We start from the raw sequence: 22,221 nt of genomic DNA on the forward strand, positions 1-22,221 counted from the left end.
CTCCTAAATTAAATCATTGGCATCGTCAGGTTGAAGTTGCATGATTTCATCAATGGTGGTAAGTAAAGCTTTTTGTGCTTTGTCGTATTCTGCGATAGAAGTGAATTTTTCGTTGAAACCTTCTAAGCCACCACTGGCAAAAGCCATTTCATATTGATAGACTGCATCATATTGTGCTGTAAAAGTCTTTAAGAGCGCCATTTGATTTTCTGCTAATTGCAACGCTAATTGAATCACGCGAAAATCAGTATACGCTAATTCAAATTGAACGGCCCAAGCACGCATGAAAGGATGCTGATTTTTTATATGCAAAAAGTGATGTTCTACTGTCCAGGACAAATTTTTTAGCGAACCTTGAATATCTAACATGAAGATTACTCCTTTTTTACTATTCTAATTTTAAGAAAATTCCTTTGTCTTGCATGGCTTTCACAAATTTTGCTGCAGTATTGCTTCTATTCCAATCACGTTGTAATTCGCAAGCAAGTTGCGCAAAGGAGGTCATTTTAGCACCAGCTTGTTCAACACGATGAAGTGCCATTTCATGGGCGATTTTGCTTGTTCCACCAACTGCGTCTGCGACAGCATAGACTTCATAGCCTTCTTTTAAAGCATCCAAGGTTGGAAAAGTTAAGCAAGCCTCTGTCCACAATGCGGCAATAATAATTTTCTTTTTACCCGTTGCTTTAATGGCGTCATTAAATTCGCGATCTTCCCATGCGTTAATGGAGGTTCTGTCATAGCTTGGCAAATCAGCTACTAGTTCTTTTAATTGGGGAATAGTATCTTTGTTACGTCCGGTTGCTACGTTGACCGTTGAAACAATAGTAGGAACATTATAAGCCCGCATCAAAGCTGTTAAATTTACAATACTTTCAACTAATTCATGGCGATCCATTGAATTGATGGAGTTTACTTGTGTAGGCTGATAATCAATTAGTACAAAAACGCTGTTTTCCGGCGAAAGCAGTTCATCTTTTTCGGGATTTCTAGGTTCATAACTTGTCATAATAAAATTCCTCCTTAATGCTATTTAATAGAATGAAAATTTTTACCTCAAAACCAATATACTGCCGTTTTTTAAATAAGGGAAATAATCCGACTTTAAAATAGTAAGCGTTTAAATTTTCATTTGAATTATAAAAGTTTAAAAAAGATAGTAGCAGTCATTAGGGTAAATATGGATTGGAATAGCCTCAATTGTAAATACTCTACGTATAAAACAAATAAAAAAGATTTGACACAAAAGTCTCAAGACTAATCTGTCAAACCTTAAAAATTATTGGTCAAAGTAACCCATTGTAATAATTACTAAAAATTATTTGTATTGATGATAGGTATCCCGTGGTTTTTGATTGTAAGGATAAAATTTACGAATACTTTGACGATATTTTTTTTCGTCCCATAAGGCAAACCAGACTAAAAAAGGGGGAACAAAAATCAAAGCGGCTAGAGCAACACCATAATGACTAATGACAAAGCTGACGATTAAACCTAAAACGATTAAAGAAATATTGCGAATTGTATTCATCCTTTTCACCTCAATTAAAATATACGAACAAATGTTTGTATAATGATTATACGAAAGTACGTTCGGTTTGTAAAGTAAAAAAATAAATCCTCGAAAAATTCGAAGATTTATTATTCGTTCTAGAGTAAATCCCGATAAAGTCCAACTACCAAACCTAAAATTTTAACATTTGGCAAAATGATAGGCTCCATATAATCATTTTCTGGTTGGAGTCTAATATAGTCACGTTCTTTGAAAAACCTTTTACAAGTAGCTTCGTCTTCGTCAGTCATGGCAATCACAATATCACCATTACTTGCGGCAGCTTGTTTCCGAACAATAACTTGATCACCATCCAAAATGCCAGCATTAATCATACTTTCACCGCGGATCGTTAACATGAACAAAGAACCACTGTCGTTTAATAAATGAGGTGGAATGGGAAAGAAATCCGATGCTTCTTCTACTGCTAAAATTGGTTCACCGGCTGTTACAACCCCAAGCATCGGAATTGTCTCCGGCTGAGCGCCGATTTTTTCAAGACCCAATTCGGTTAATTCAATTGCCCGTGGTTTGGTAGGATCACGTAAAATTAAGCCTTTCTTTTCTAAACGGGAAAGATGACCGTGAACAGTTGATGTGGAAGACAAAGCGACTGCTTCACCAATTTCTCGCACAGTAGGAGGATAACCTTTTTGCGAGACGCGATCGTGAATAAATTTTAAAATTTCAATTTGGCGATTTTCTGTGCGTTTAGCCATACTGCACCTTCTTTCTTTAATAATTTTAGTTTAGCATAAAGTATAAAACAAATCAAACAGATGTTCGCTTTGAGTTTGTAGTTGTCACCAGGCTTTTTTTTAGCTAAGATAAGGAAAGATATGCGTCACTCAAAGAATTTAACGTTCATAATAAAAAGGGGATTTTAAAATGCTATCAGAAGAAAAATTAGCACGAATTAATGCGCTAGCAAAAAAGAAAAAAGAAGCTGGTCTAACTGATGCAGAAACACGGGAACAAAAAAATTTACGCGAAGAGTATCTAAAAGCTTTCCGCTCCGGTATGCGGCATCATATTGAAGGCATGAAGGTTGTTGATCCTAAAGGAAACGACGTAACGCCAGATAAATTAAAACAAATTCAAAAAGAAAAAGGTTTACACAATCGAGATTGATATTTAATTGCTTTTCCGGTAATAATCCTATACAATAGGGATGTAAATAATAAAGGTAAAAAAAACCTAAAAACAGGAGGAAGCACAATTGTTTGATAAAATCGATGAATTGAGCGTTAACACCTTACGTACATTAAGTATTGAAGCGATTCAATCCGCAAATTCTGGTCACCCAGGCTTACCAATGGGGGCAGCGCCAATGGCTTACGCTCTTTGGACAAAACATTTGAAAATTAACCCAGCAACTTCTCGTAACTGGGCAGACCGTGATCGTTTTGTTTTATCTGCCGGACATGGGTCGGCTTTACTTTACAGTTTATTACATTGTGCAGGATATAACGTCACAATTGATGATTTGAAAAATTTCCGTCAATGGGATAGCAAAACACCTGGGCATCCAGAAGTAAATCATACTGATGGTGTAGAAGCAACAACTGGTCCTTTAGGTCAAGGGATTGCCATGGCAGTCGGAATGGCAATGAGCGAAGCGCATTTAGCAGCGACTTATAATCGTGATAATTTCAATGTTGTTGATCATTACACGTATGCACTTTGTGGTGATGGCGACTTAATGGAAGGTGTCTCACAAGAAGCTGCCTCTATGGCTGGTCACATGAAATTAGGCAAACTCGTTGTTTTGTATGATTCAAATGATATTTCTTTAGATGGACCAACTTCAAAAGCCTTCACAGAAAATGTTGGCAAGCGCTTTGAAGCCTATGGTTGGCAACATATTTTAGTTAAAGATGGTAATGATTTAGAAGAAATTTCAGCAGCCATAGAAAAAGCAAAAGAAAACGTGGATCAACCATCATTAATTGAAGTGAAAACAATTATTGGCTTTGGTGCACCAAATGAAGGTACGAATAAAGTTCATGGTGCCCCATTAGGAGTAGAAGGAATTGCTGCAGCTAAGAAAGCTTATGGTTGGGAATATCCAGATTTCACCGTGCCAGCACAAGCAGCGGCACGCTTTAAAGAAACGATCAACGATCGGGGACAAAAAGCTGAAGAGGCCTGGGATAAAGTTTTCACCGAATATACCCAAGCCTATCCAGAACTAGCGGCACAATTTAAAGCAGCATTTGCCGGTGAACTTCCAGCTGATTGGGATGACAAATTACCTGTCTATGAAGAAGGCACCGCTCAAGCAAGTCGTGTATCAAGTAAAGAAATGATTCAAGCCTTATCTAAAGCAGTTCCAAGTCTGTGGGGTGGTTCGGCAGACTTATCATCTTCGAATAATACGATGGTAGCTGCAGAAAAAGATTTTGAACCGGGTCAATACGAAGGACGGAATATCTGGTTTGGTGTTAGAGAATTTGCGATGGCAGCTGCTATGAACGGTATCCAATTACATGGTGGTACCCGTGTCTATGGTGGAACATTCTTTGTCTTTACGGATTATTTACGTCCGGCATTGCGTTTATCAGCGATTCAAAATGCACCTGTTGTATATGTTTTAACCCATGACTCAGTGGCTGTTGGTGAAGATGGACCAACTCATGAACCAATTGAACAATTAGCAAGTGTGCGTTGCATACCAAATGTTCAAGTTATTCGTCCGGCTGACGGAAATGAAACAAGAGCAGCTTGGAAAATTGCTATGACAACAACAAATAAACCAACTGTTTTAGTTTTAAGTCGCCAAAACTTACCTGTTTTACCTGGTACAAAAGAAAATGCAGATGAAAATGTGGCTAAAGGTGGCTATGTTGTTTCACCGCAACAAGGTGAAACACCTGAAGGTATCTTGATTGCAACTGGTTCAGAAGTTGATTTAGCTGTAAAAGCCCAAGCTGAATTGCAGAAGGCTGGGAAAGATGTTTCGGTTGTATCACTACCAAGTTTTGATTTATTTGAAGCTCAAAGTGCTGAATATAAAGAAAGTGTCTTACCTCAAGCAGTACAAAATCGTGTGGGGATTGAAGCTGCTTCTCCGTTTGGTTGGGAAAGATACATTGGTTTTGCCGGAAAAGTAGTTGCAATTAATCATTTTGGTGCTTCTGCTCCTGGTGAAAAAGTGCTTAGTGAATTTGGCTTCACTGTTGAAAATGTCGTTAATGTTTATAATTCCTTGTAATTAATCATTAAAAGACTCTTGTAAATTGCTTTTTTGTAGCAGTTTATAAAGAGTCTTTTTGTTTTTGGTAAAATTAGGCAGATTGTCAGAAAAGACGTTAAGAAAACTTTTTAATGTTGCGTATATTAAATATTTGTTACAAAGGGGGAAACATTTGATTAGCCAAAAAATTCAAGCTATAATACATATACTTAGTTATCTTTATAATTATCTTAATTTTATATAAGTTTTTTCAGGAGGAAGAAAATGTCAGAGTATCGTACCCGTAGTGAAAGACATCAAAAAAAGCAAGTCACCTTTCAGTATAAATTCACTGGTAAAAAAGCCATGTCACTAGTTGGCGTGGGGTTAGCGTGTACTCCTGGAGTGATGGCACTTATGCCTGCTCAGAGTGCCCAGGCAGCTCAATTGGAGAATCAAGGAATTGACAATACGGCCAATTTGATTAATCAAATTGGGGCAGCAGCTTCTCAAATTGCCCAGGAGAACGATTTATATGCCTCTGTTATGATTGCGCAGGCAGTACTAGAAAGTGGAAATGGTTCATCTGTTCTTGCACAGGCGCCGTATTATAATTTGTTTGGTGTAAAAGGTGCTTATAATGGCCAATCCGTAACTTTTCCAACGCAAGAATATTTGAACGGCCAATGGGTAACGATGAATGAACCTTTCCGTCAGTATAATTCATATTGGGAATCTTTAGCTGATCACGCTTACGTGTTACGCAGCACAAGTTTCGCTACTGGGACAGCTCATTATGCTGGTGCTTGGAAGAGTAACACTGCAAGCTATCTAGATGCGACAGCTTATCTAACTGGACGATATGCCACTGATCCTACGTATAATCAAAAATTGAATTATCTAATTGCTGCTTATAATTTGACCCAATATGATACGCCAGCTTCTGGTTATGTTCAAACAAGTTATACAACACAAACAAACACAAATACTGAATCTACTGCTGAAAACACAGCAGCAGCCTCTCAAAGTCAAACGACAGGAAATGTGTACACCGTTGTTTCTGGTGATACACTTTGGGATATTGCCGCAACGTACGGTACAACAGTAGAGCAATTGATGGCAAATAACGGTCTATCAAGTGATACTATCATGGTTGGCCAACAACTCAACGTCTAAACATAAAATAGATGATAAATTTTGACTATTTCTTCAATCTTTACAAAAATCATTTTCGTAATGAATTTTTGAATTCTGATTTTAGGAATAGTTTTTTTTAAGACAAATTATTCGCACAATGGTGATAATTTCGCTATTATACTAATAAGTACAGCTGTTTTTTCAGCTAATACAAGGAGGAAGTAGCATGAGTGAAATTTATCAATCTGTTTTGGATTTAATTGGTCAGACTCCCATTGTGCAACTGAATCATTTGGTTTCGAGTGATGATGCTGAATTGTATGTAAAATTAGAATTTTTCAATCCAGGTAGTAGCGTGAAAGATCGTATTGCCCAAAGTATGATCGAAAAGGCTGAAGCACAAGGAAATTTAAAACCTGGCGGGACAATTATTGAACCCACTTCTGGAAATACTGGGATTGGTTTAGCGATGGTTGGTGCCGCAAAAGGCTATAATGTCATTTTAGTTATGCCGGATACCATGAGCGTTGAAAGACGCAAATTAATGCAAGCTTATGGTGCAAAATTAATTTTGACACCGGGTTCAGAAGGAATTACGGGTTCTATCAAGCGAGCTGAAAAAGAAGCAAAAGAAAACGGCTACTTTTTACCATTGCAATTTGAAAATCCTGCCAATCCAGAAATTCATGAAAAAACAACCGGTAAAGAAATTGTTGATGCGTTTGGCGTTGGTGGTTTAGATGCATTCGTTGCTGGTATTGGTACTGGTGGTACGATTACTGGAGCAGGACATGAATTGCGCCGCGTTTATCCAGAAATTAAAATTTACGGCGTTGAGCCAGCAGAATCAGCTGTGTTAGAAGGTGGCAAACCAGGACCGCACAAAATTCAAGGGATTGGTACTGGCTTTGTTCCGGATACTTTAGATACAAAAGTGTATGATGAAGCAGTGGCTGTTTCAAGTGATGATGCAATTGCAACAGCGCGTAAAATGGGAACAGAAGAAGGGATTTTAGTAGGAATTTCCTCAGGTGCTGCGATTAAAGCTGCTGTTGATGTTGCTAAAAAACTTGGCAAGGGCAAAAAGGTTCTAGCAATCGTACCAGATAATGGGGAACGTTATTTATCGACAGTTCTTTATCAATTTGACGAAGAATGATCTTTTGAAAACTTGGCTTAAAAAAAACTCTCGTGCAAATTCGAGGGTTTTTTATTAGCCAAAATTGGCGGTTTAAGTCTGCCAAATTAGGTTTATATTGAATTATTGCATCATTTAGTTTTCTTTGGTTTGAGATTTTAAACAGACACTTTTCTTTTTAGTCTTCTCATAGTATGATTACACTATAATAATACAAAGAGGAGGGGATTAAATGGAAGAGCGTCTTAGCGTCACCGAAGCAATCGAAAAGTTAAAAAAGGATAATATCCGCGTGACACCGCAACGACAAGCCATTTTAGATTATTTAATTGGTCATAGATCCCATCCAACTGCCGATGAAATTTATCATGCGCTATCCCCAGCGTTTCCTAGCATGAGCGTTGCAACAGTCTACAATAATTTACGCTTATTTACTGAAATTGGGTTTGTTCAAGAAATGAAATATGGTGATGCCTCCAGTCGTTTTGATTTTGCGGCAAAACCACATTATCATGCAATTTGTACGAACTGTGGGAAAGTAGTTGATTTCTTTTATCCATCATTGGAAGATGTCGAAATTGCTGCAAGTCAATTAACTGGTTTTGAAATTAATGATCATCGTTTGGAAGTATACGGCTTATGTCCAGACTGCCAAAAAAAGGAGAACGAAAAATGAAAAATGTAACAACTAATTTGGCACCACAAGCAATAGGACCTTATGTGCAAGGCAAAATTGTAAATGGCTTTTTATTTGCTTCAGGTCAAATCCCACTAGATCCAAATACAGGAGAGATGGTCGGAACAACGATTGAAGAGCAAACAGTTCAAGTGTTTAAAAATATTCAGGGCTTACTAAAAAGTTGTGATTTAACAATGGATGATGTTGTTAAAACGACTTGCTTTTTAAAAGACATCAATGATTTTGCGGCGTTTAATACAATTTACGCAACTTATTTCAATGATTCTTTTCCTGCTCGTTCAGCACTACAAGTGGCAGCTTTACCAAAAGATGCCATGGTCGAAATTGAAATTATTGCAGTTGTGAAATAGTACTTTTAAACGACTTTTATTAATTTAAGTCAGTCCAACAGAATCTGTTTGGATTGGCTTTTTTTTCGCCGTGAGATAAAAAATACGTTATACTGATATAGAGAAATGAGGGATACCATGTTAGCTTTAGAAGATTATTTTGCTGCTGGACAAACAGTTATTTCCAATTTGATATTAGATCACTACCATCAATTAGGGATGAATAGTGATGAATTGATTTTTTGGTTACAATTATATCGTCATCATGAACAAGGAGACAACTTTCCTGATTTAAATCAAATTGCAACTGAGATGGGATTGGCGCAACAAAAAGTCTTTGAACTTTTAAATCAATTAGTTCTAAAACAAGTCATTAAAATTGAAACAGTAGTAGTGGATAATAAGCAACAAGATCACTATTTATTTACCCCAATCTTTGAGAAAATTGCGCAATTATTAGCACAAAATAAAGAAAATACTATCCAAGAGGGGCAGCAACAAGAAATCGCGCAAATGTTTCAGCATTTTCAACAAGAATTTGGCCGACCTTTGTCGTCATTTGAATACGAAAGAATTGCACAATGGCTTGAAGAAGATAAATACAGTCCAGAAATTATTATTTTAGCCTTAAAAGAAGCGGTGTTAAACAATGCTCGCAGTTTACAATATATTGAAAGTATCTTGTCAAGTTGGCGGAGCAAAAATATTCAGTCTGGCCAAGATGTGGCAAAAGAGAAACAACACTATCAAAAGCAAAAAACAAAGCCGACTGACAATGATAACAGAGAACTTTCACCTTATTCTTTAGAAAATTGGTTGAAAGGAGAATAATGAGATGTTAAATGTTGAGAAAACTCGTTATGCTTTAAAAGTCATGGGAGAGATGTTTCCAAATGCCCATGGTGAACTGATTTACAATACACCTTTTCAACTTTTAATTGCGGTTATCTTAAGTGCTCAAGCGACAGATGTCTCAGTTAATAAAGCAACACCGGCTTTATTTGCTGATTTTGGTACGGCTGATAAATTAGCAGAGGCTTCGTTAGAGGATATTATTGCAAAAATTAAGACGATTGGTTTATATCGTACCAAGGCAAAAAATATAAAGGCCTGCGCTCGTATTATTGCGACAGAGTATGGGGGGACTGTACCCAATGATCGCAAAATTTTAGAATCTTTACCAGGGGTCGGGCGAAAAACAGCAAATGTGGTCTTGGCAGAGGCCTATGGCGTACCTGCTATTGCAGTTGATACGCATGTGGAACGGGTCTCAAAACGCCTGCGAATTTGTAAGTTAAATGCCACCGTTGTTGAAGTTGAAAAAACATTAATGAGAAAGTTGCCCAAAGACGAATGGATTAAAGATCATCATCGCATGATTTTCTTTGGCCGCTATCACTGCTTAGCGCGTAATCCTAAATGTGAAATTTGTCCCTTGTTGCCAATTTGTCAAGATGGTAAAGAACGAATGAAAAAGAAACTTTAAAAAACCGCTCAGAAATGACGAATCATTTCTGAGCGGTTTTTGTTTTTAAATATTTCCTTAGCCACCTGATGAACTCGTAGCAGGTGGTGTTGTGCTACTTTCTGGCGTCTCTGAAGAGGCAGGTGGTGTTGAACTACTTTCAGGAGGTGTTGATGGATCTGGTGTTGGTGTGACACTACTGCTTTCAGGTGGTGCGCTAGAAGCAGTAGATTCTTCTGTACTTGAACTTGATTCTGAATTTGTTTCAGCTGTTGTACTTGAACTTGGCACGGTTTGGCTTTGTGAATAGGAAGGTTGTGTTTCAAGCGATTGTTCATATTTATCTCGCCAATATAATTCACTACCCACACGGATTAAGTCATCTGGGATTTTCCAATCGTTATTTTCGCCGTTTTGTGCAACATATTGCATTAATTCCCGATAAACATCTGAGGCAATCATATTTGATTCCGATGTAATGGGGGTCAAATGTTTTTCGTAACCCGTCCAAACAGAAATGGCATACTGGCGATTATAGCCGACAAACGTAACATCTGGTGAAATACCGTCTGTAATACCAATTTTTTCTAAATCTTCATCCGAATAATTGGATGTTCCTGTTTTACCAGCTTGAATTAGCCCGTCGATCATTGCATTAGTACCGGTGCCTTGTGTAATCACATCTTTTAAAATATCCGTAATCATATAAGCAGTACCAACAGACATCGCTTTTTTTCCTTCTGGTTTAAATTCATCAGAAGAGCCATCTTGATAAACAATTTTATTAACATATTGTGGTTTATAATAGGTTCCACCGTTGGCAAAGGCTGCATAAGCAGCTGCCATTTTAAGCGAAGAGACACCATATTTTGAGCCGTCTTGGGCTGTATTACTTGAAATCGCATTGGATTGAACTAAATCTTTGTATGAAATTCCAAGACCATTCAAGAATTTTGTAACATTGTCTTTGCCAACTTCGTTAAATAATTTAACAGCAGGGACGTTTCGGGACTCGTAAAGGGCTGTGCGCAAAGAGATATTTCCCATGTATTGTTTATCCCAGTTGTTAACGCTGATATTTGTACCTTCATATTTGTATGGAGCATCATCAATGCGTTTTGCTGTCGATAAATTTAGGTTTTCAAAAGCAGGACCATAATCGGTGATTGGTTTAACGGTTGACCCAAAGTCACGAGCCGTGCTGACGGCTTGATTGTTACCAAAAACAACATTATCTGGCACGTTACGCGCACCAATTTGGGCTAAAACTTTTCCGGTATTGACGTCTACCATCGTTGTTGCCACTTGCAATTTTTCATCGGGATAATTCACGTATTTATTTGTATTCACGATTTCGTACAAGCGCTTTTGTGCATTTAAATCTAAATTAGTATGAATCTCTAGACCGTCTGTATAGACGTCTTTTCCCGTAGTATTTTTAACTTCCTCAATGACTTCTTTAACATAGTTATCAACGAGCTGTAGATTTTCACTTGATTTTTCTAAATCTTTCAATCCGTCTTTAATCGGTTTTTTTATTGCTGCTTGATATTCATTTTCGGTGATTTTGTTGTTTTCTTTCATTGTATACAGCACAGTATCCCGGCGTTCTTTTGCCGCTTCTGGATGTTGGTAAGGATCATAGGCATTCGGAGCTTGCGGCATGCCAGCTAGTAGTGCTGTTTGAGCTAAGTCGAGATCTTTTAAGTCTTTCCCATAATAAGTGTCTGCGGCAGTTTCCATACCATATAAACCATTTGCCATATAAACTTTATTAATATAGTAAGTTAGAATTTCTTGCTTAGATTTTTTTTGTTCCAATTGTAGTGCCAACCAAGCTTCTTGTGCTTTTCTTTTCAACGTTTGATCTGATTTTTTTGTGGAAAAATAAGAAAGCTTGATCAATTGTTGTGTTAACGTACTACCACCTTGTAATCCACCCTTAGTTACGTTGGATAAGGCAGAGCCGACAATCCGAATAGGGTCAACCCCGATATGTTTATAAAAACGACGGTCTTCGACAGAAACTACAGCATCTTCTAGCAATTGGGGAACATCTTGTGCTGAAATCTTTTTGCGGTTTTCAGAACCTAAATCCGCAACGATATCATTATTACTTGCGTATATTACTGAAGAAACAGAGGCATCTAATTTACTATCCTCAATTTTAGGCGCATCTTTAGCATAAAACCAAAAAAGTCCCATTCCTGAAAGTAGGCCGATACAGCCAACGATAAAAAAGCCAATCAAACATTTTAAAATAATTGATCCAACAGAGTTTTTTGATTTCTTTTTCATCTTTTTTGGTTTCTTTTGTGGCGTGTTGCTGCCATTGTGGCGGGACGCCCGTGATGGTGTGTCATTTCCCATTTTTATTTGACTCCTTTAAAACAAATTTTTCTACTGCCTCAAGATACGGAATTCGCGGGGCAATTTTAGGTGTAATTTCGATTCCAATTTTTTCAATCACATCAAGAGGAATCGACTTTTTGCCATTTTTTTGTTGTGTCCACAGTGAAATCAAATTTTTACTGTCTAAAAAAAAGCAACGGTGTAAAGAAGAAAACCAAAGTAAAACAAAACAAATGCCTCCTTGTGCTAAACAAGCTTCCATATGTCGTATTTGATGGTCATGGAAGTTTTTAAAAGGAAATGATGCCTTGTTTTTTGTTTCTTTAGCTTCAAAATCAAGGTAAAAACCGCGATAAACTCCATTATAGTCAGTAGTAGAAGCCTCTTTAAAGTAAGCTTCTTTAATAACTGCTGCACTGCGTTTTGGATAATCTACGTTAACGATTTGAATCGGGGTGGGCTTTTTATGCACCACTGCTTGATTATGCGTTAAATAATAAAGATTACTTTCATTAATTGCTTCTTCAAAGCGCATGCCGCGATTGCTAAAACTAGCTGTTTCTTGAGTTTTAACCTTTGTTTGTTTATGCTTAGCAGGTAGCGCAGCTTGATAAATTTGACCGTTGGGGTACTTTAAAACCATATTCGTCACACTCCTACCGGTGTATTATACCAAAAAGCCAAAAGGAAAGAAAAGGTATCGTTATGGAAACTATAAAAACATTATTATTAACAGGTTATAGGAGTTATGAATTAGGGGTTTTTCAAGATAAGGACCCTAAAATTGCAATTATTAAGAAAGCCATAAAAAATAATTTGTTACCTTATGTGGACGATGGATTAGAGTGGGTGATTGTTAGTGGCAACCTTGGGGTGGAAATGTGGGCAGCTGAGACGGTTAGCGAATTAAAAGCAACATATCCCGATTTACATTTAGGTGTTTTATTTCCTTTTGAAGAATTTGGTGAACAGTGGAATGAAGGCAATAAAGAAAAGTTACTTCGTTTAAAAAAAGAAGCGGACTACGTAGAGTCTGTCAGTCATAAACCTTATCAAAGTCCGCAACAATTACAAAATCATACAAATTTTTTATTACAGCACTCAGATGGCGTTCTTGCTGTTTTTGATCCTGAATTTCCAGGAAAGCCGAAATATTTACTAGATAGTGCCACAAAACTAGCGGAAAATAACGAATATCTCATTCATCTCATTACGATGGATGATTTACAAAATACCTTCTATGAATGATTTTTGTTGCTTTCTAGCTTATTTTTGATAGAATGTTTTAAGAGAGTTTCTAAAAATAAATGAGGTGTATGAATTAATGGCGAATTTAAACTATAGTCCAAAAGACATTTTGCAACAAGAATTCAAAACAAAAATGCGTGGTTATGATCCCGTTGAAGTCGATGAATTTTTAGACAACGTCATCAAAGACTATGAAGCATATAACAAAGAAATTTTAGCGTTACAAGAAGAAAACGATCGCTTACAGGCTAAACTAAGCCAACAAGCTGCCAATCCAACACCGGCACCAAGCCGTGTGCAAACAGAAGCGCCAAAAAGTCAAACAGTTACAAATTTTGACATTTTGAAACGTCTTTCCAACTTGGAAAAAGAAGTTTTTGGTAAAAAATTAGATCAAGATACAACAGCAGACCGCTCAGAAGTCACAACACGTGTATCTCAATCTTTAAATGGTAATTATACCAACGATGAAAATAGTGATGATAACGAACGGACACGTCGTTTCTAACATTTTAATGAAGTCTGTGATTTTCGGGTAATCGCGGTCTAGCAATAGGCTGAGGAAAGTCCATGCTCGCACAAGCTGTGATGCTTGTAGTGTTCGTGCCTGGCGAAACCATAAGCCAGGGTGCTATTTTAGTAACGGCAGGAAAAATTCCTAAGGCGCAAGCTACGGATAAGTATCCTTGAAAGTGCCACAGTGACGAAGCGTCAAGGGAAACTTTGACGGTGGAACGCGGTAAACCCCTCGAGCGAGCAACCCAAACAATGGTAGGGGCACTTCTTTGACGGAATCAAACGAATACAAGAAGGTATCTTTATGATGCAGATAGATGATTACCCCGCAATTTTTGACCCTGAAAAAATTGCGGACAGAACATGGCTTATAGAAAATCACAGGATTCAGGGCTTATTTTGAAACTAAATTAAAAGCTGGACAGTAAGTTCAGCTTTTTTTCTTTGCAATCATTTGCATTCGAGTGATAGTCGTGTTTCAATACATTTAAGAACAATTTATGCCTGCGGGTAAAGGAGAATATATGAAAGAACAAACGTTTAATTTAGTGGCAACTTGTGCCAGTGGCTTAGAAGCTTTAGTAGGAAAAGAATTACGAGATTTAGGAATTGAATGCCAAGTGGAAAATGGTCGTGCGCGTTTTAAAGGAAATTTAACCACAATCGCGACCGCAAACTTGTGGCTAAGAACTGCAGACAGAATTAAAATTGTTGTGGGTGAATTTGATGCCTATACTTTTGATGAACTATTTGAAAAAGTCAAGGCATTGTCATGGGAAGATTTACTACCACTGGATGCAGAGTTTCCGGTTAGTGGAAAGTCAATTAAATCAAAACTTTATAGTGTTCCTGATTGCCAAGCAATCACAAAAAAAGCAATTGTCGACCGTTTGCGCTCCTATTATCATCGCCCTACAACTGTGCCATTAGCAGAAACTGGTGCATTATTTCCTGTAGAAGTCGCACTTTTAAAAGACCATGTTATGGTGACATTAGATACGACTGGTCCAAGTTTATTTAAACGAGGTTATCGTTTAGAAAAAGGTGGCGCGCCCTTAAAAGAAAATTTAGCAGCAGCATTGGTACTATTAACCAATTGGCGTAAAGATCGTCCTTTTGTTGATCCCGTTTGTGGTTCTGGTACAATTTGTATCGAAGCAGCCTTAATTGGTCATAATATTGCGCCGGGCTTTAATCGCGAATTTTTATGTGAAACATGGGATTGGGCTGACGCAGCGATTTTTGAAAAAGTTCGCACAGATGCTGATAATGCGGCAGATTATGATATTGAACTGGATATCAGCGGGTATGATATTAACGGTAAAATGATCGAAATAGCAAAAGCAAATGCCGAAGAAATCGGCTTAGGAGATACGATTACATTTAAGCAACAAGCGGTAAAAGATTTTACTACAGATAAAGAGTATGGTGTGATTGTAGCAAACCCACCTTATGGCGAACGTTTGGGTGAAACAGAAACTGTCCAAAGACTATACAAAGAAATGGGAACTGTTTTACGCCCATTAAAAACTTGGAGTAAATATATTTTGACAAGTGATCTACAATTTGAATCATTTTATGGTGCCAAAGCAACAAAAAAACGCAAACTATATAACGGAGCTTTACGAACAGACTTATTTCAATACTGGGGAACACGCCCACCAAGAACAAAGGAGAAAGCAGAATGAAAGAAAAAGAATTTCTAGATGAATTAGCCGAAATCACACTATTAAATCAAACTCTAGCTTTACTAGAGTGGGATAGCCAAACTGGTATGCCTGAGACTGCTGCGACCGAGCGAGGAGCAGCTAGTGGTTATCTAAGCGGATTAGCTTTTGAAAAGCAAACTGGTCCTAAAATTAAAGCGGCACTTGATTATTTTAATGACCATCAAGCTGAACTTTCGGAAGTTGGCAAAACTGTCTTTCAAGTAGCAAAAAAAGATTATGACGAAATTCATGCAATTCCCAAAGAGTTAATGGTCGAACGCAGTCGCTTATATAGTCAAGCCCATACTGCTTGGGTTAAAGCTAGGAAATCACAAAATTTTGCTGATTTCAAACCGGCACTAGAAGAAAATATCCGCATAACAAAAGAGTTGATTCCTTATTATAAAAAAGATGAAGCAACAGATTATGATGTTTTATTAAATCTATTTGAACCAGGCATGACTACTGCGGTCTTGGATGAGGTTTTTACTGAACTAAGAGATGGATTGGTAAAAATTAGACAACTGATTGCACAAGAAGGCATAGAACCTGATACAAGCTTTAAAGACAGAATTATGACTAAAGAACAACAAAAAGTTTTTGTCGAAAACTTAGTGTCACAACTAGGCTTTGATTTTAATCGCGGACGCCTTGATGATACGGTCCATCCTTTTGCCACACGACTTGCTCGTAATGATGTCCGCATTACAACCCGTTGGAACGAGCAGGACTTTTCAATGGGAATTTTTGGTGTAATACACGAAGCTGGACATGGTATTTATGAACAGAATATGGCTGAAAAATACAATATGACACCAGTTTATGATGCACCATCGATGGGAATTCATGAATCTCAGTCATTGTTTTATGAAATTATTTTAGGTAGTAAGCGTAGTTTTTGGCAAAAGCAATATCCGATATTTCAAGCTGCGGCTGAAGGTACTTTCGACGATATTGATTTTGAAACATTCTATCGTTCATTAAAAGCTACCGCAGCAAGTCTGATTCGCATTGAAGCTGATAGTTTAACCTATCCGTTACACATTATTATTCGTTATGAATTAGAAAAAGCGCTATTTAATGGTGACTTAACGGCAGCTGAGTTGCCAAAAGCTTGGAATGATAAATATGAAGAATATCTCGGAATTCGACCAGACAATGATTTAGTTGGTGTTTTACAAGATGTCCATTGGTCTGGCGGGATGTTTGGTTATTTTCCATCTTATGCTTTGGGGTATATGTATGCAGCACAGTTACTACACGCAATGGAAAAAGAACTAGCGGTGGATGACTTATTAACCCGTGGCGATTATGCTCCGATTAAAGCATGGTTGACAGAACATATTCACCAATTTGGAAGAAGTAAAACACCTAGTGAATTAATCAAAGCAGCAACAAAAGAAACCTTAAATCCTCAGTATCTGCTGGATTATTTGTCAGAACTTTATCAAACTGTTTATCAAATCAAAGCATAACTATTGCTTTTTACTAAATGTATGGAAAGTATAAATAATGCCAAGCGAACTCGCTTGGCATTATTTGGGGAAGTGGCTAGAATTGTCTGCATCAATTACCAGTTAGTGATTGAGGGGGAGATCTTCTAAAACTGTCTTGCAACAAGTGACCACTCTATTATTATTGTAAACGCTTTTTGAAGATTGTGAAAATTCGAATTTGCATATTAACTTGTATATTAAGGAGAAAAAAATGGATAAGATACCAGAAATCATCGCATATGCTAAAGAAAAGTTGCAAGAAGATTTGACTGGCCATGGTTTTGATCATGCCAGCCGCGTGGCGACATTGGCTACTCAGATTGCAAAAAAAGAAGCTGCGCAATTAGACGAAGAGGTTTTAATTGCTGCGGCTTATTTACATGATACAATCGACGATAAAGTTGTTCCGGATGTAGCAATTGCTCTCACAAAATTACAAAATTTTTTGAAGGAAATTAATTTTAGCGCACAACAGCAGGCAGAAATTATTTTTATTATCACAAATATGTCTTTTTCAAAAGAATTGGAAGCAAAAGCAAATTTATCTATTGCTGGACAAATTGTTCAAGATGCTGACCGGCTCGAGGCACTTGGGGCAATGGGGATTTTAAGAACGGCTTATTTTGGTGGTAGCCACCAGCATCCGCTACACGATCCAATGATAAAACCCATCAATTTCACCGATAAAAAAGAATACCGAAAAGGCACTACCGTTATCAATCATTTCTATGAAAAACTGTTGTTACTACCAGATAAAATGAATACCAAAACAGCCTATACAGAAGCTGTGCGGCGGCAAAAATTCATGGAAGCTTTTTTGTCAGAATTTTATCAAGAATGGGAGCCGGAAAACGCGGAGTTCTTTTAATCTAATTTTTTGAACAGAAGGCTTAATAGACAATAAACATGATTACATGAAAAGCTGATGTAAAGATACCACTAAAGAAAAATAAAGTCTTAAGTGCAATATTTGTACGATTGTGCCTTTTGTCACAACACTTATTATTTTATTTTAGTTAGAATATCTCCTATAATCAAGTTAAGGGGGGATGGAGATGTTCTACCAACAAGCTATGGAACCAGCTGAGCTTTTAAATACATTAACTGCCAACAATGAATGCTTTTTTGTTATCGAAGCACATTTGACTAATAAGCTATATCATGTAGCAGTCTATAAGTATGATAAAGAATACTTTTTACTCTTAGACCCTCGTTTATTTCAACAAATTTTGAAAACTAAAGCTGCGTCACACGGAGATGAAGATGAGGTATTGCCATACATCGAAGAGGCTTTAGAAGATAATCTCTATCAGTTAGTAGCTGAAGATTATGTAAAATTAGATCTTTATACACTGACTGCTTTGGCAAAAAAAAATACTGTCAGTATTCGCTTTTACGAATTTTATTAGGAGTGATTGAAAATGAAAAAAACGGAGTATTTAACTTTTAAAGATAAAGGTTTTATTACCCTTTTACAAAATTTGGGTGACGATTATTCTGCAGTGGAATTAATTGATGAACAAAATGATGTCGATGTGGTGGTTTTATCCCAAGCAGATTATGATTATCTGGTCAGTCAATTAGACGAAGAAGAGCGTAGCCAATATGTTGAAGACAACGATGAATCAGAGTTTTTAGAAGATTAATTAAAAAAGAAAAACCCAAACGTACCAAGCCAGGTTATTGTGTTTCAGATAATCTGCACTACGCGTTTGGGCGTTTTTGTTTTGTGTTTTTATCAGAATGCTTTATGATTTAAGTTGTGGTTTAATGCGCTTGTAAGCACGAAAAATATTAATGCCAACTAAAATAATCCCGATAATTAAAGGGATATATAATAACCAAAATGGATAGCTTAAAGCTAAGTTTTTACTTGCTTTTACTAAATCATCTTGTTCTTTTATGGCGTATTGCAACACTTGGTAGCTAAAAGCCACCATAAAGCCCGCTATAATAAACAATACAAACCCCAGATAGGGAATTTTACTTTTTTTACGCAGTAGCAAGATTAGGCCATATAAAACAATTAGTGCAATAGGAACACCCAATGCAAAATACTCGTTTAACATAATTGCACCTCCTGTAATTATCATACGCCAAAGTATTTTTTTTGGGAAATATTTTAAGACTTAGCTTAAGCAAAGAAAGGATCTTTTATGTCTGCTTATATTGAACCACTTAAAACAGCTCTTTTGATTTTCCCGTTTTTAGCCTTATTTATCTCATCTTTTTTCTTTATTTATGAGTATCGTAAATTTGGTCGCTTTATTTTTAGTCGTGCCCTTATTATGTATTCTTTTGTCTTTTATTTGTTATGTGCCTATTTTTTAGTCATTTTGCCATTACCACCAATTTCGGAGGTGGCGCATTACACGGGGCCTCACTATGAATTGCATTTAGGTGCTTCATTGCATAACTTTTTAACTCAAACCGTTTTGAGACTAAATGATCCAAGTACGTATTTGCCCGCCATGAAACAAGGCGTTTTTTTAGAACCTGTATTTAACGTATTTTTACTGTTGCCATTTGGCGTTTATCTACGCTATTTCTTCGGTTTTTCTTTGAAGAAAACGATATTGGCTAGCTTTTTATTGTCATTATTCTTTGAAGTTACACAATTAACCGGGCTGTATTTTATTTATCCCAGAAATTATCGTTTGGCTGATGTGAACGACCTTTTACACAACACCATTGGTGGTACGCTTGGTTATTTGGTTGAACCTTTATTTACTTTATTATTGCCATCACGAGAAGAGTTAGCCGAAACAGCCTATGAAAAAGGGCGAGATGTGACTCTTTTCCGACGCTTTGCTGCCTTTTTCTTAGATTGGTTTTTCATTTATTTCTTTACCTTTGTGCTTACTGTTGCTTTACGCTTTTTTACACAAGATTACGCAATTGATTTTAGTGATACCCCAGCATGGTATTTTGTCACCATTTTACTTTATTTTATCCTTTTAAACTATGGGCTAAATGGTCAAACACTGGGAAAAAAAATTGTTAGAATTCGCGTGGTTGAAAACGAGCATCGCCATATCACCTTAAAAGCGTTAGTAAAGCGTTATGGATTGTTGTATTTAATTTATGGCGGTATTGGACAACTCGGTACCTTATTTGCGCCTTTGGTGAAAAGCAACAACCACTTTTTAGTCGGAATTGCTTCTATGGTTACAATCGGCGCAGCTGTCATTCAAGGATTGTTTGTTATTAACGTTATCTGGTCAGTGATTCGTAAGAAAAGACAATTGTTTTATGAAAAAAGAAGTGGGACTTACGTAATAAGTACAATTTTGCCAAAAGAAATCTGACGCAGTGTGCCATTTGTGCTATAATCCCTAAGAACATTATGAAAAGAAGGTGGAAATATGCAATTTACGGATTTTCAATTTAAGCCCTTTATATACGAAGCTCTTAAAGAAAAGAAGTTTGAAAAACCAACGGAAGTGCAAGAACGCTTGATTCCTGTCATTAAACAAAAAAGAAGCGTTGTTGGGCAATCGCAAACAGGTACGGGAAAGACCCATACTTTTTTACTGCCATTGCTTGATGCAGTTGATCCAACTAATGAAAGTGCTCAAGTTGTCATTACAGCACCAAGTCGAGAATTGGCCAATCAGATTTATGCGGCTGCCAAACAAATCGCAGCTTTTTCTGATCCTGTAATTCGCGTGAGCAATTTTGTGGGCGGAACAGATAAACAACGGCAAATTGACAAATTAAAACATCAACAACCTCATGTAGTCATCGGAACACCAGGCCGCTTGTTGGATATGATTAATGAACAAGCCTTATTTATCCATAAAGCTTTTGCTTTTGTAGTCGATGAAGCAGATATGACATTAGACATGGGTTTTTTGCAGGAAGTTGATCAAATCGCGAGCCGATTACCAGAAAAAGTTCAAATATTAGTTTTTTCAGCAACCATTCCCGAAAAATTACGTCCATTTTTAAAAAAATACTTGGAAAATCCAGTAATTGAAGAGATTCAACCCAAAGCAGTCATAGCTGATTCGATTGATAATTGGTTAATCGCTACCAAGGGAAAAGATAAAAATCGGTTAATTTATCAGTTATTGACAATTGGGCATCCTTATATGGCCTTAGTATTTGCCAATACCAAACAACGCGTAGATGAAATTAGTGACTATCTCAAAGAACAAGGATTAAAAGTTGCCAAAGTCCATGGTGATATCACACCCCGCGAACGCAAACGCATCATGCGTAGCATCCAAAATATGGATTTTCAATACGTTGTTGCAACAGACTTAGCTGCTCGAGGAATTGATATCGAGGGCGTTTCCCATGTTATTAATGCAGAGATTCCTAATGATTTAGAGTTCTTTATTCACCGTGTTGGACGAACTGGCCGTAATAATTTGGCTGGTACGGCGATTACTTTATACGGTCCGCAAGATGAGGAAAAAGTAGCTGCAATTGAAAAAATCGGTGTGACCTTTAAACCAAAAGAAATCAAAAATGGCGAAATTGTTACAGGTTATGATCGCAACCGTCGGAAAAAACGGGAACAGACCAAAAAAGATGAGTTAGATCCGACGCTGATTGGTTTGGTTAAAAAGAAAAAGAAAAAAATCAAACCAGGTTATAAGAAAAAAATTCAATGGGCAGTCGACAAAGATAAAAAACAAAAACGTAAAGTCGAAAAACGCCAGCAACTGCGTACAGCACGAAAACACAAGAAAAAATCAAGTCAATAGTTAAAAAAGTCATGATGCTTTAGCATCATGACTTTTTGTTGTTTTCCATTAGCAAAAAGGGAGTGAAAAAAATTTTAAACTACTGCCAGAAATGTTGTTTTCATTGCCAGCTAATATAAGGCCAGCTTATCAAATCAGTCAAACCGTCAAAAAGTATTTTCTTTTATTCTTTGGGATAAGCTTAAGCTTTTTTGCCATTTTCTGACACAAAATACCATCTTCTAAGAAAACATCACTGATAATTTGATAATTCAACTTTTGATAGAAATAAATAGCTGTAACTTCGGCAGTCAGTTGCGAAAAGATATAGCCATCTTTTTTAGCTTGCTTTTCATAGGCTGTTAATAATTTGCGACCTAAGCCACGGTTGCGATAAGCTTTTAAAACACAAAAACGATCCGGTTGAATCGTCTTTTGATCCCAGGCCTGATAGCGAACACTAGCCACGGGGATTTCGTCTTTAAAAAGAACAAAGTACTTTCTTTTCTTGTCATCCAAAGAGTCAAATTCCCATTCTGGCTTGATTTTTTGTTCTAAAACAAAAACGTGATAGCGAACATAAAAGGCTGCTGCTTGTAAACTGCTTTAGCAGCCAAAAGAAATTTTATCCATAATGTACTCCAATCATGATATACTAAATTTTAGCAGGTTAAAAAAGAATAACATGAAAAGTCATTGTTTAAAGGGGA

The 22,221-nt window shown here is 36.9% G+C and carries 25 protein-coding genes and 1 other RNA gene; 18 read left to right on the top strand and 8 right to left on the bottom strand.

Features of this window, described 5'->3' with window-relative positions:
• Positions 1 to 3: 3 nt before the first annotated feature.
• From P3T75_RS06605 to lexA, 4 genes are all read right to left on the bottom strand, one after another.
• Positions 4 to 369 (bottom strand): hypothetical protein, encoded by a 366-nt coding sequence (locus P3T75_RS06605; protein ID WP_230710817.1) that lies wholly within the window; start codon positions 367 to 369, stop codon positions 4 to 6.
• A 19-nt stretch (positions 370 to 388) separates the two neighbouring features.
• Positions 389 to 1,009: a hydrolase gene (locus P3T75_RS06610; RefSeq protein WP_282462525.1), complete on the bottom strand. Its 621-nt coding sequence runs from the start codon at positions 1,007 to 1,009 to the stop codon at positions 389 to 391.
• A gap of 309 nt (positions 1,010 to 1,318) precedes the next feature.
• On the bottom strand, positions 1,319 to 1,531 hold the full coding sequence (locus tag P3T75_RS06615; protein WP_230710821.1) for a hypothetical protein: 213 nt from the start codon (positions 1,529 to 1,531) through the stop codon (positions 1,319 to 1,321).
• Between the two features lie 119 nt (positions 1,532 to 1,650).
• Positions 1,651 to 2,271: a transcriptional repressor LexA gene (gene lexA / locus P3T75_RS06620; RefSeq protein ID WP_206902775.1), complete on the bottom strand. Its 621-nt coding sequence runs from the start codon at positions 2,269 to 2,271 to the stop codon at positions 1,651 to 1,653.
• Positions 2,272 to 2,440: 169 nt separating this feature from the next.
• Here lexA and P3T75_RS06625 point away from each other — a divergent pair, with 169 nt between their 5' ends.
• From P3T75_RS06625 to nth, 8 genes are all read left to right on the top strand, one after another.
• Positions 2,441 to 2,683 (top strand): DUF896 family protein, encoded by a 243-nt coding sequence (locus P3T75_RS06625; RefSeq protein ID WP_206902776.1) that lies wholly within the window; start codon positions 2,441 to 2,443, stop codon positions 2,681 to 2,683.
• Positions 2,684 to 2,771: 88 nt separating this feature from the next.
• Complete coding sequence (gene tkt, locus P3T75_RS06630; RefSeq protein ID WP_282462526.1) at positions 2,772 to 4,766, top strand: transketolase; 1,995 nt, start codon at positions 2,772 to 2,774, stop codon at positions 4,764 to 4,766.
• A 246-nt stretch (positions 4,767 to 5,012) separates the two neighbouring features.
• The gene (locus tag P3T75_RS06635) at positions 5,013 to 5,903 is read left to right on the top strand and encodes a glucosaminidase domain-containing protein (RefSeq protein ID WP_282462527.1); all 891 of its coding nucleotides are present in this window, start codon (positions 5,013 to 5,015) and stop codon (positions 5,901 to 5,903) included.
• Positions 5,904 to 6,090: 187 nt separating this feature from the next.
• Positions 6,091 to 7,023 carry a cysteine synthase A gene (cysK, locus tag P3T75_RS06640; RefSeq protein ID WP_282462528.1) on the top strand — a complete coding sequence of 311 codons (933 nt, stop codon included), beginning with the start codon at positions 6,091 to 6,093 and terminating at the stop codon, positions 7,021 to 7,023.
• A gap of 211 nt (positions 7,024 to 7,234) precedes the next feature.
• The gene (locus P3T75_RS06645; protein ID WP_206902780.1) at positions 7,235 to 7,678 is read left to right on the top strand and encodes a Fur family transcriptional regulator; all 444 of its coding nucleotides are present in this window, start codon (positions 7,235 to 7,237) and stop codon (positions 7,676 to 7,678) included.
• The gene (locus tag P3T75_RS06650; protein ID WP_230710830.1) at positions 7,675 to 8,052 is read left to right on the top strand and encodes a RidA family protein; all 378 of its coding nucleotides are present in this window, start codon (positions 7,675 to 7,677) and stop codon (positions 8,050 to 8,052) included. The genes P3T75_RS06645 and P3T75_RS06650 overlap by 4 nt, the downstream gene beginning before the upstream one ends.
• Before the next feature lie 117 nt (positions 8,053 to 8,169).
• The gene (locus tag P3T75_RS06655; RefSeq protein ID WP_282462529.1) at positions 8,170 to 8,862 is read left to right on the top strand and encodes a DnaD domain-containing protein; all 693 of its coding nucleotides are present in this window, start codon (positions 8,170 to 8,172) and stop codon (positions 8,860 to 8,862) included.
• 4 nt (positions 8,863 to 8,866) lie between these two features.
• Positions 8,867 to 9,517: an endonuclease III gene (nth, locus tag P3T75_RS06660; RefSeq protein WP_206902783.1), complete on the top strand. Its 651-nt coding sequence runs from the start codon at positions 8,867 to 8,869 to the stop codon at positions 9,515 to 9,517.
• A 57-nt stretch (positions 9,518 to 9,574) separates the two neighbouring features.
• On the opposite strand, the gene P3T75_RS06665 is transcribed toward nth, so the two are convergent.
• Entirely contained in the window at positions 9,575 to 11,866 is a 2,292-nt protein-coding gene (locus P3T75_RS06665; protein ID WP_230710837.1) for a PBP1A family penicillin-binding protein, read from the bottom strand.
• On the bottom strand, positions 11,856 to 12,491 hold the full coding sequence (gene recU, locus P3T75_RS06670) for a Holliday junction resolvase RecU (RefSeq protein ID WP_206902785.1): 636 nt from the start codon (positions 12,489 to 12,491) through the stop codon (positions 11,856 to 11,858). Before recU ends, P3T75_RS06665 begins: the two co-directional genes overlap by 11 nt.
• A 62-nt stretch (positions 12,492 to 12,553) precedes the next feature.
• Here recU and P3T75_RS06675 point away from each other — a divergent pair, with 62 nt between their 5' ends.
• The 8 genes from P3T75_RS06675 to P3T75_RS06710 all read left to right on the top strand — a co-directional run bounded on the left by P3T75_RS06675 (position 12,554) and on the right by P3T75_RS06710 (position 18,463).
• Positions 12,554 to 13,096, top strand: a complete 543-nt coding sequence (locus P3T75_RS06675) for a DUF1273 domain-containing protein (protein WP_282462530.1) — start codon at positions 12,554 to 12,556, stop codon at positions 13,094 to 13,096.
• A gap of 76 nt (positions 13,097 to 13,172) precedes the next feature.
• The gene (gpsB, locus tag P3T75_RS06680) at positions 13,173 to 13,604 is read left to right on the top strand and encodes a cell division regulator GpsB (RefSeq protein WP_206902787.1); all 432 of its coding nucleotides are present in this window, start codon (positions 13,173 to 13,175) and stop codon (positions 13,602 to 13,604) included.
• A gap of 19 nt (positions 13,605 to 13,623) precedes the next feature.
• Positions 13,624 to 13,988, top strand: an RNA gene (gene rnpB / locus P3T75_RS06685) — RNase P RNA component class B.
• 148 nt (positions 13,989 to 14,136) lie between these two features.
• Positions 14,137 to 15,300, top strand: a complete 1,164-nt coding sequence (locus P3T75_RS06690) for a THUMP domain-containing class I SAM-dependent RNA methyltransferase (protein WP_282462531.1) — start codon at positions 14,137 to 14,139, stop codon at positions 15,298 to 15,300.
• A complete protein-coding gene (locus tag P3T75_RS06695) occupies positions 15,297 to 16,796 on the top strand; it encodes a carboxypeptidase M32 (protein WP_282462532.1) in 1,500 nt (499 codons plus the stop codon). The genes P3T75_RS06690 and P3T75_RS06695 overlap by 4 nt, the downstream gene beginning before the upstream one ends.
• 232 nt (positions 16,797 to 17,028) lie before the next feature.
• Positions 17,029 to 17,685 (top strand): HD domain-containing protein, encoded by a 657-nt coding sequence (locus P3T75_RS06700; protein WP_282462533.1) that lies wholly within the window; start codon positions 17,029 to 17,031, stop codon positions 17,683 to 17,685.
• 187 nt (positions 17,686 to 17,872) lie between these two features.
• Positions 17,873 to 18,226 (top strand): hypothetical protein, encoded by a 354-nt coding sequence (locus P3T75_RS06705; RefSeq protein WP_230710845.1) that lies wholly within the window; start codon positions 17,873 to 17,875, stop codon positions 18,224 to 18,226.
• Positions 18,227 to 18,238: 12 nt separating this feature from the next.
• Positions 18,239 to 18,463, top strand: a complete 225-nt coding sequence (locus P3T75_RS06710) for a hypothetical protein (protein ID WP_206902791.1) — start codon at positions 18,239 to 18,241, stop codon at positions 18,461 to 18,463.
• 102 nt (positions 18,464 to 18,565) lie between these two features.
• Here P3T75_RS06710 and P3T75_RS06715 read toward each other — a convergent pair whose 3' ends face one another.
• Entirely contained in the window at positions 18,566 to 18,886 is a 321-nt protein-coding gene (locus P3T75_RS06715; RefSeq protein WP_282462534.1) for a hypothetical protein, read from the bottom strand.
• An 87-nt stretch (positions 18,887 to 18,973) separates the two neighbouring features.
• Here P3T75_RS06715 and P3T75_RS06720 point away from each other — a divergent pair, with 87 nt between their 5' ends.
• Both P3T75_RS06720 and P3T75_RS06725 read left to right on the top strand, forming a co-directional pair.
• Complete coding sequence (locus tag P3T75_RS06720) at positions 18,974 to 20,125, top strand: VanZ family protein (RefSeq protein ID WP_230710847.1); 1,152 nt, start codon at positions 18,974 to 18,976, stop codon at positions 20,123 to 20,125.
• A gap of 57 nt (positions 20,126 to 20,182) precedes the next feature.
• Positions 20,183 to 21,532, top strand: a complete 1,350-nt coding sequence (locus P3T75_RS06725; RefSeq protein WP_206902794.1) for a DEAD/DEAH box helicase — start codon at positions 20,183 to 20,185, stop codon at positions 21,530 to 21,532.
• 138 nt (positions 21,533 to 21,670) lie between these two features.
• On the opposite strand, the gene P3T75_RS06730 is transcribed toward P3T75_RS06725, so the two are convergent.
• Positions 21,671 to 22,030, bottom strand: coding sequence for a GNAT family N-acetyltransferase (locus P3T75_RS06730; protein WP_328517240.1), 360 nt, complete (start codon positions 22,028 to 22,030; stop codon positions 21,671 to 21,673).
• Positions 22,031 to 22,221: the final 191 nt, after the last annotated feature.

Origin of the sequence: Enterococcus montenegrensis, assembly GCF_029983095.1 — a bacterium.
GTDB classification, from domain to species: Bacteria; Bacillota; Bacilli; order Lactobacillales; family Enterococcaceae; genus Enterococcus_C; species Enterococcus_C montenegrensis.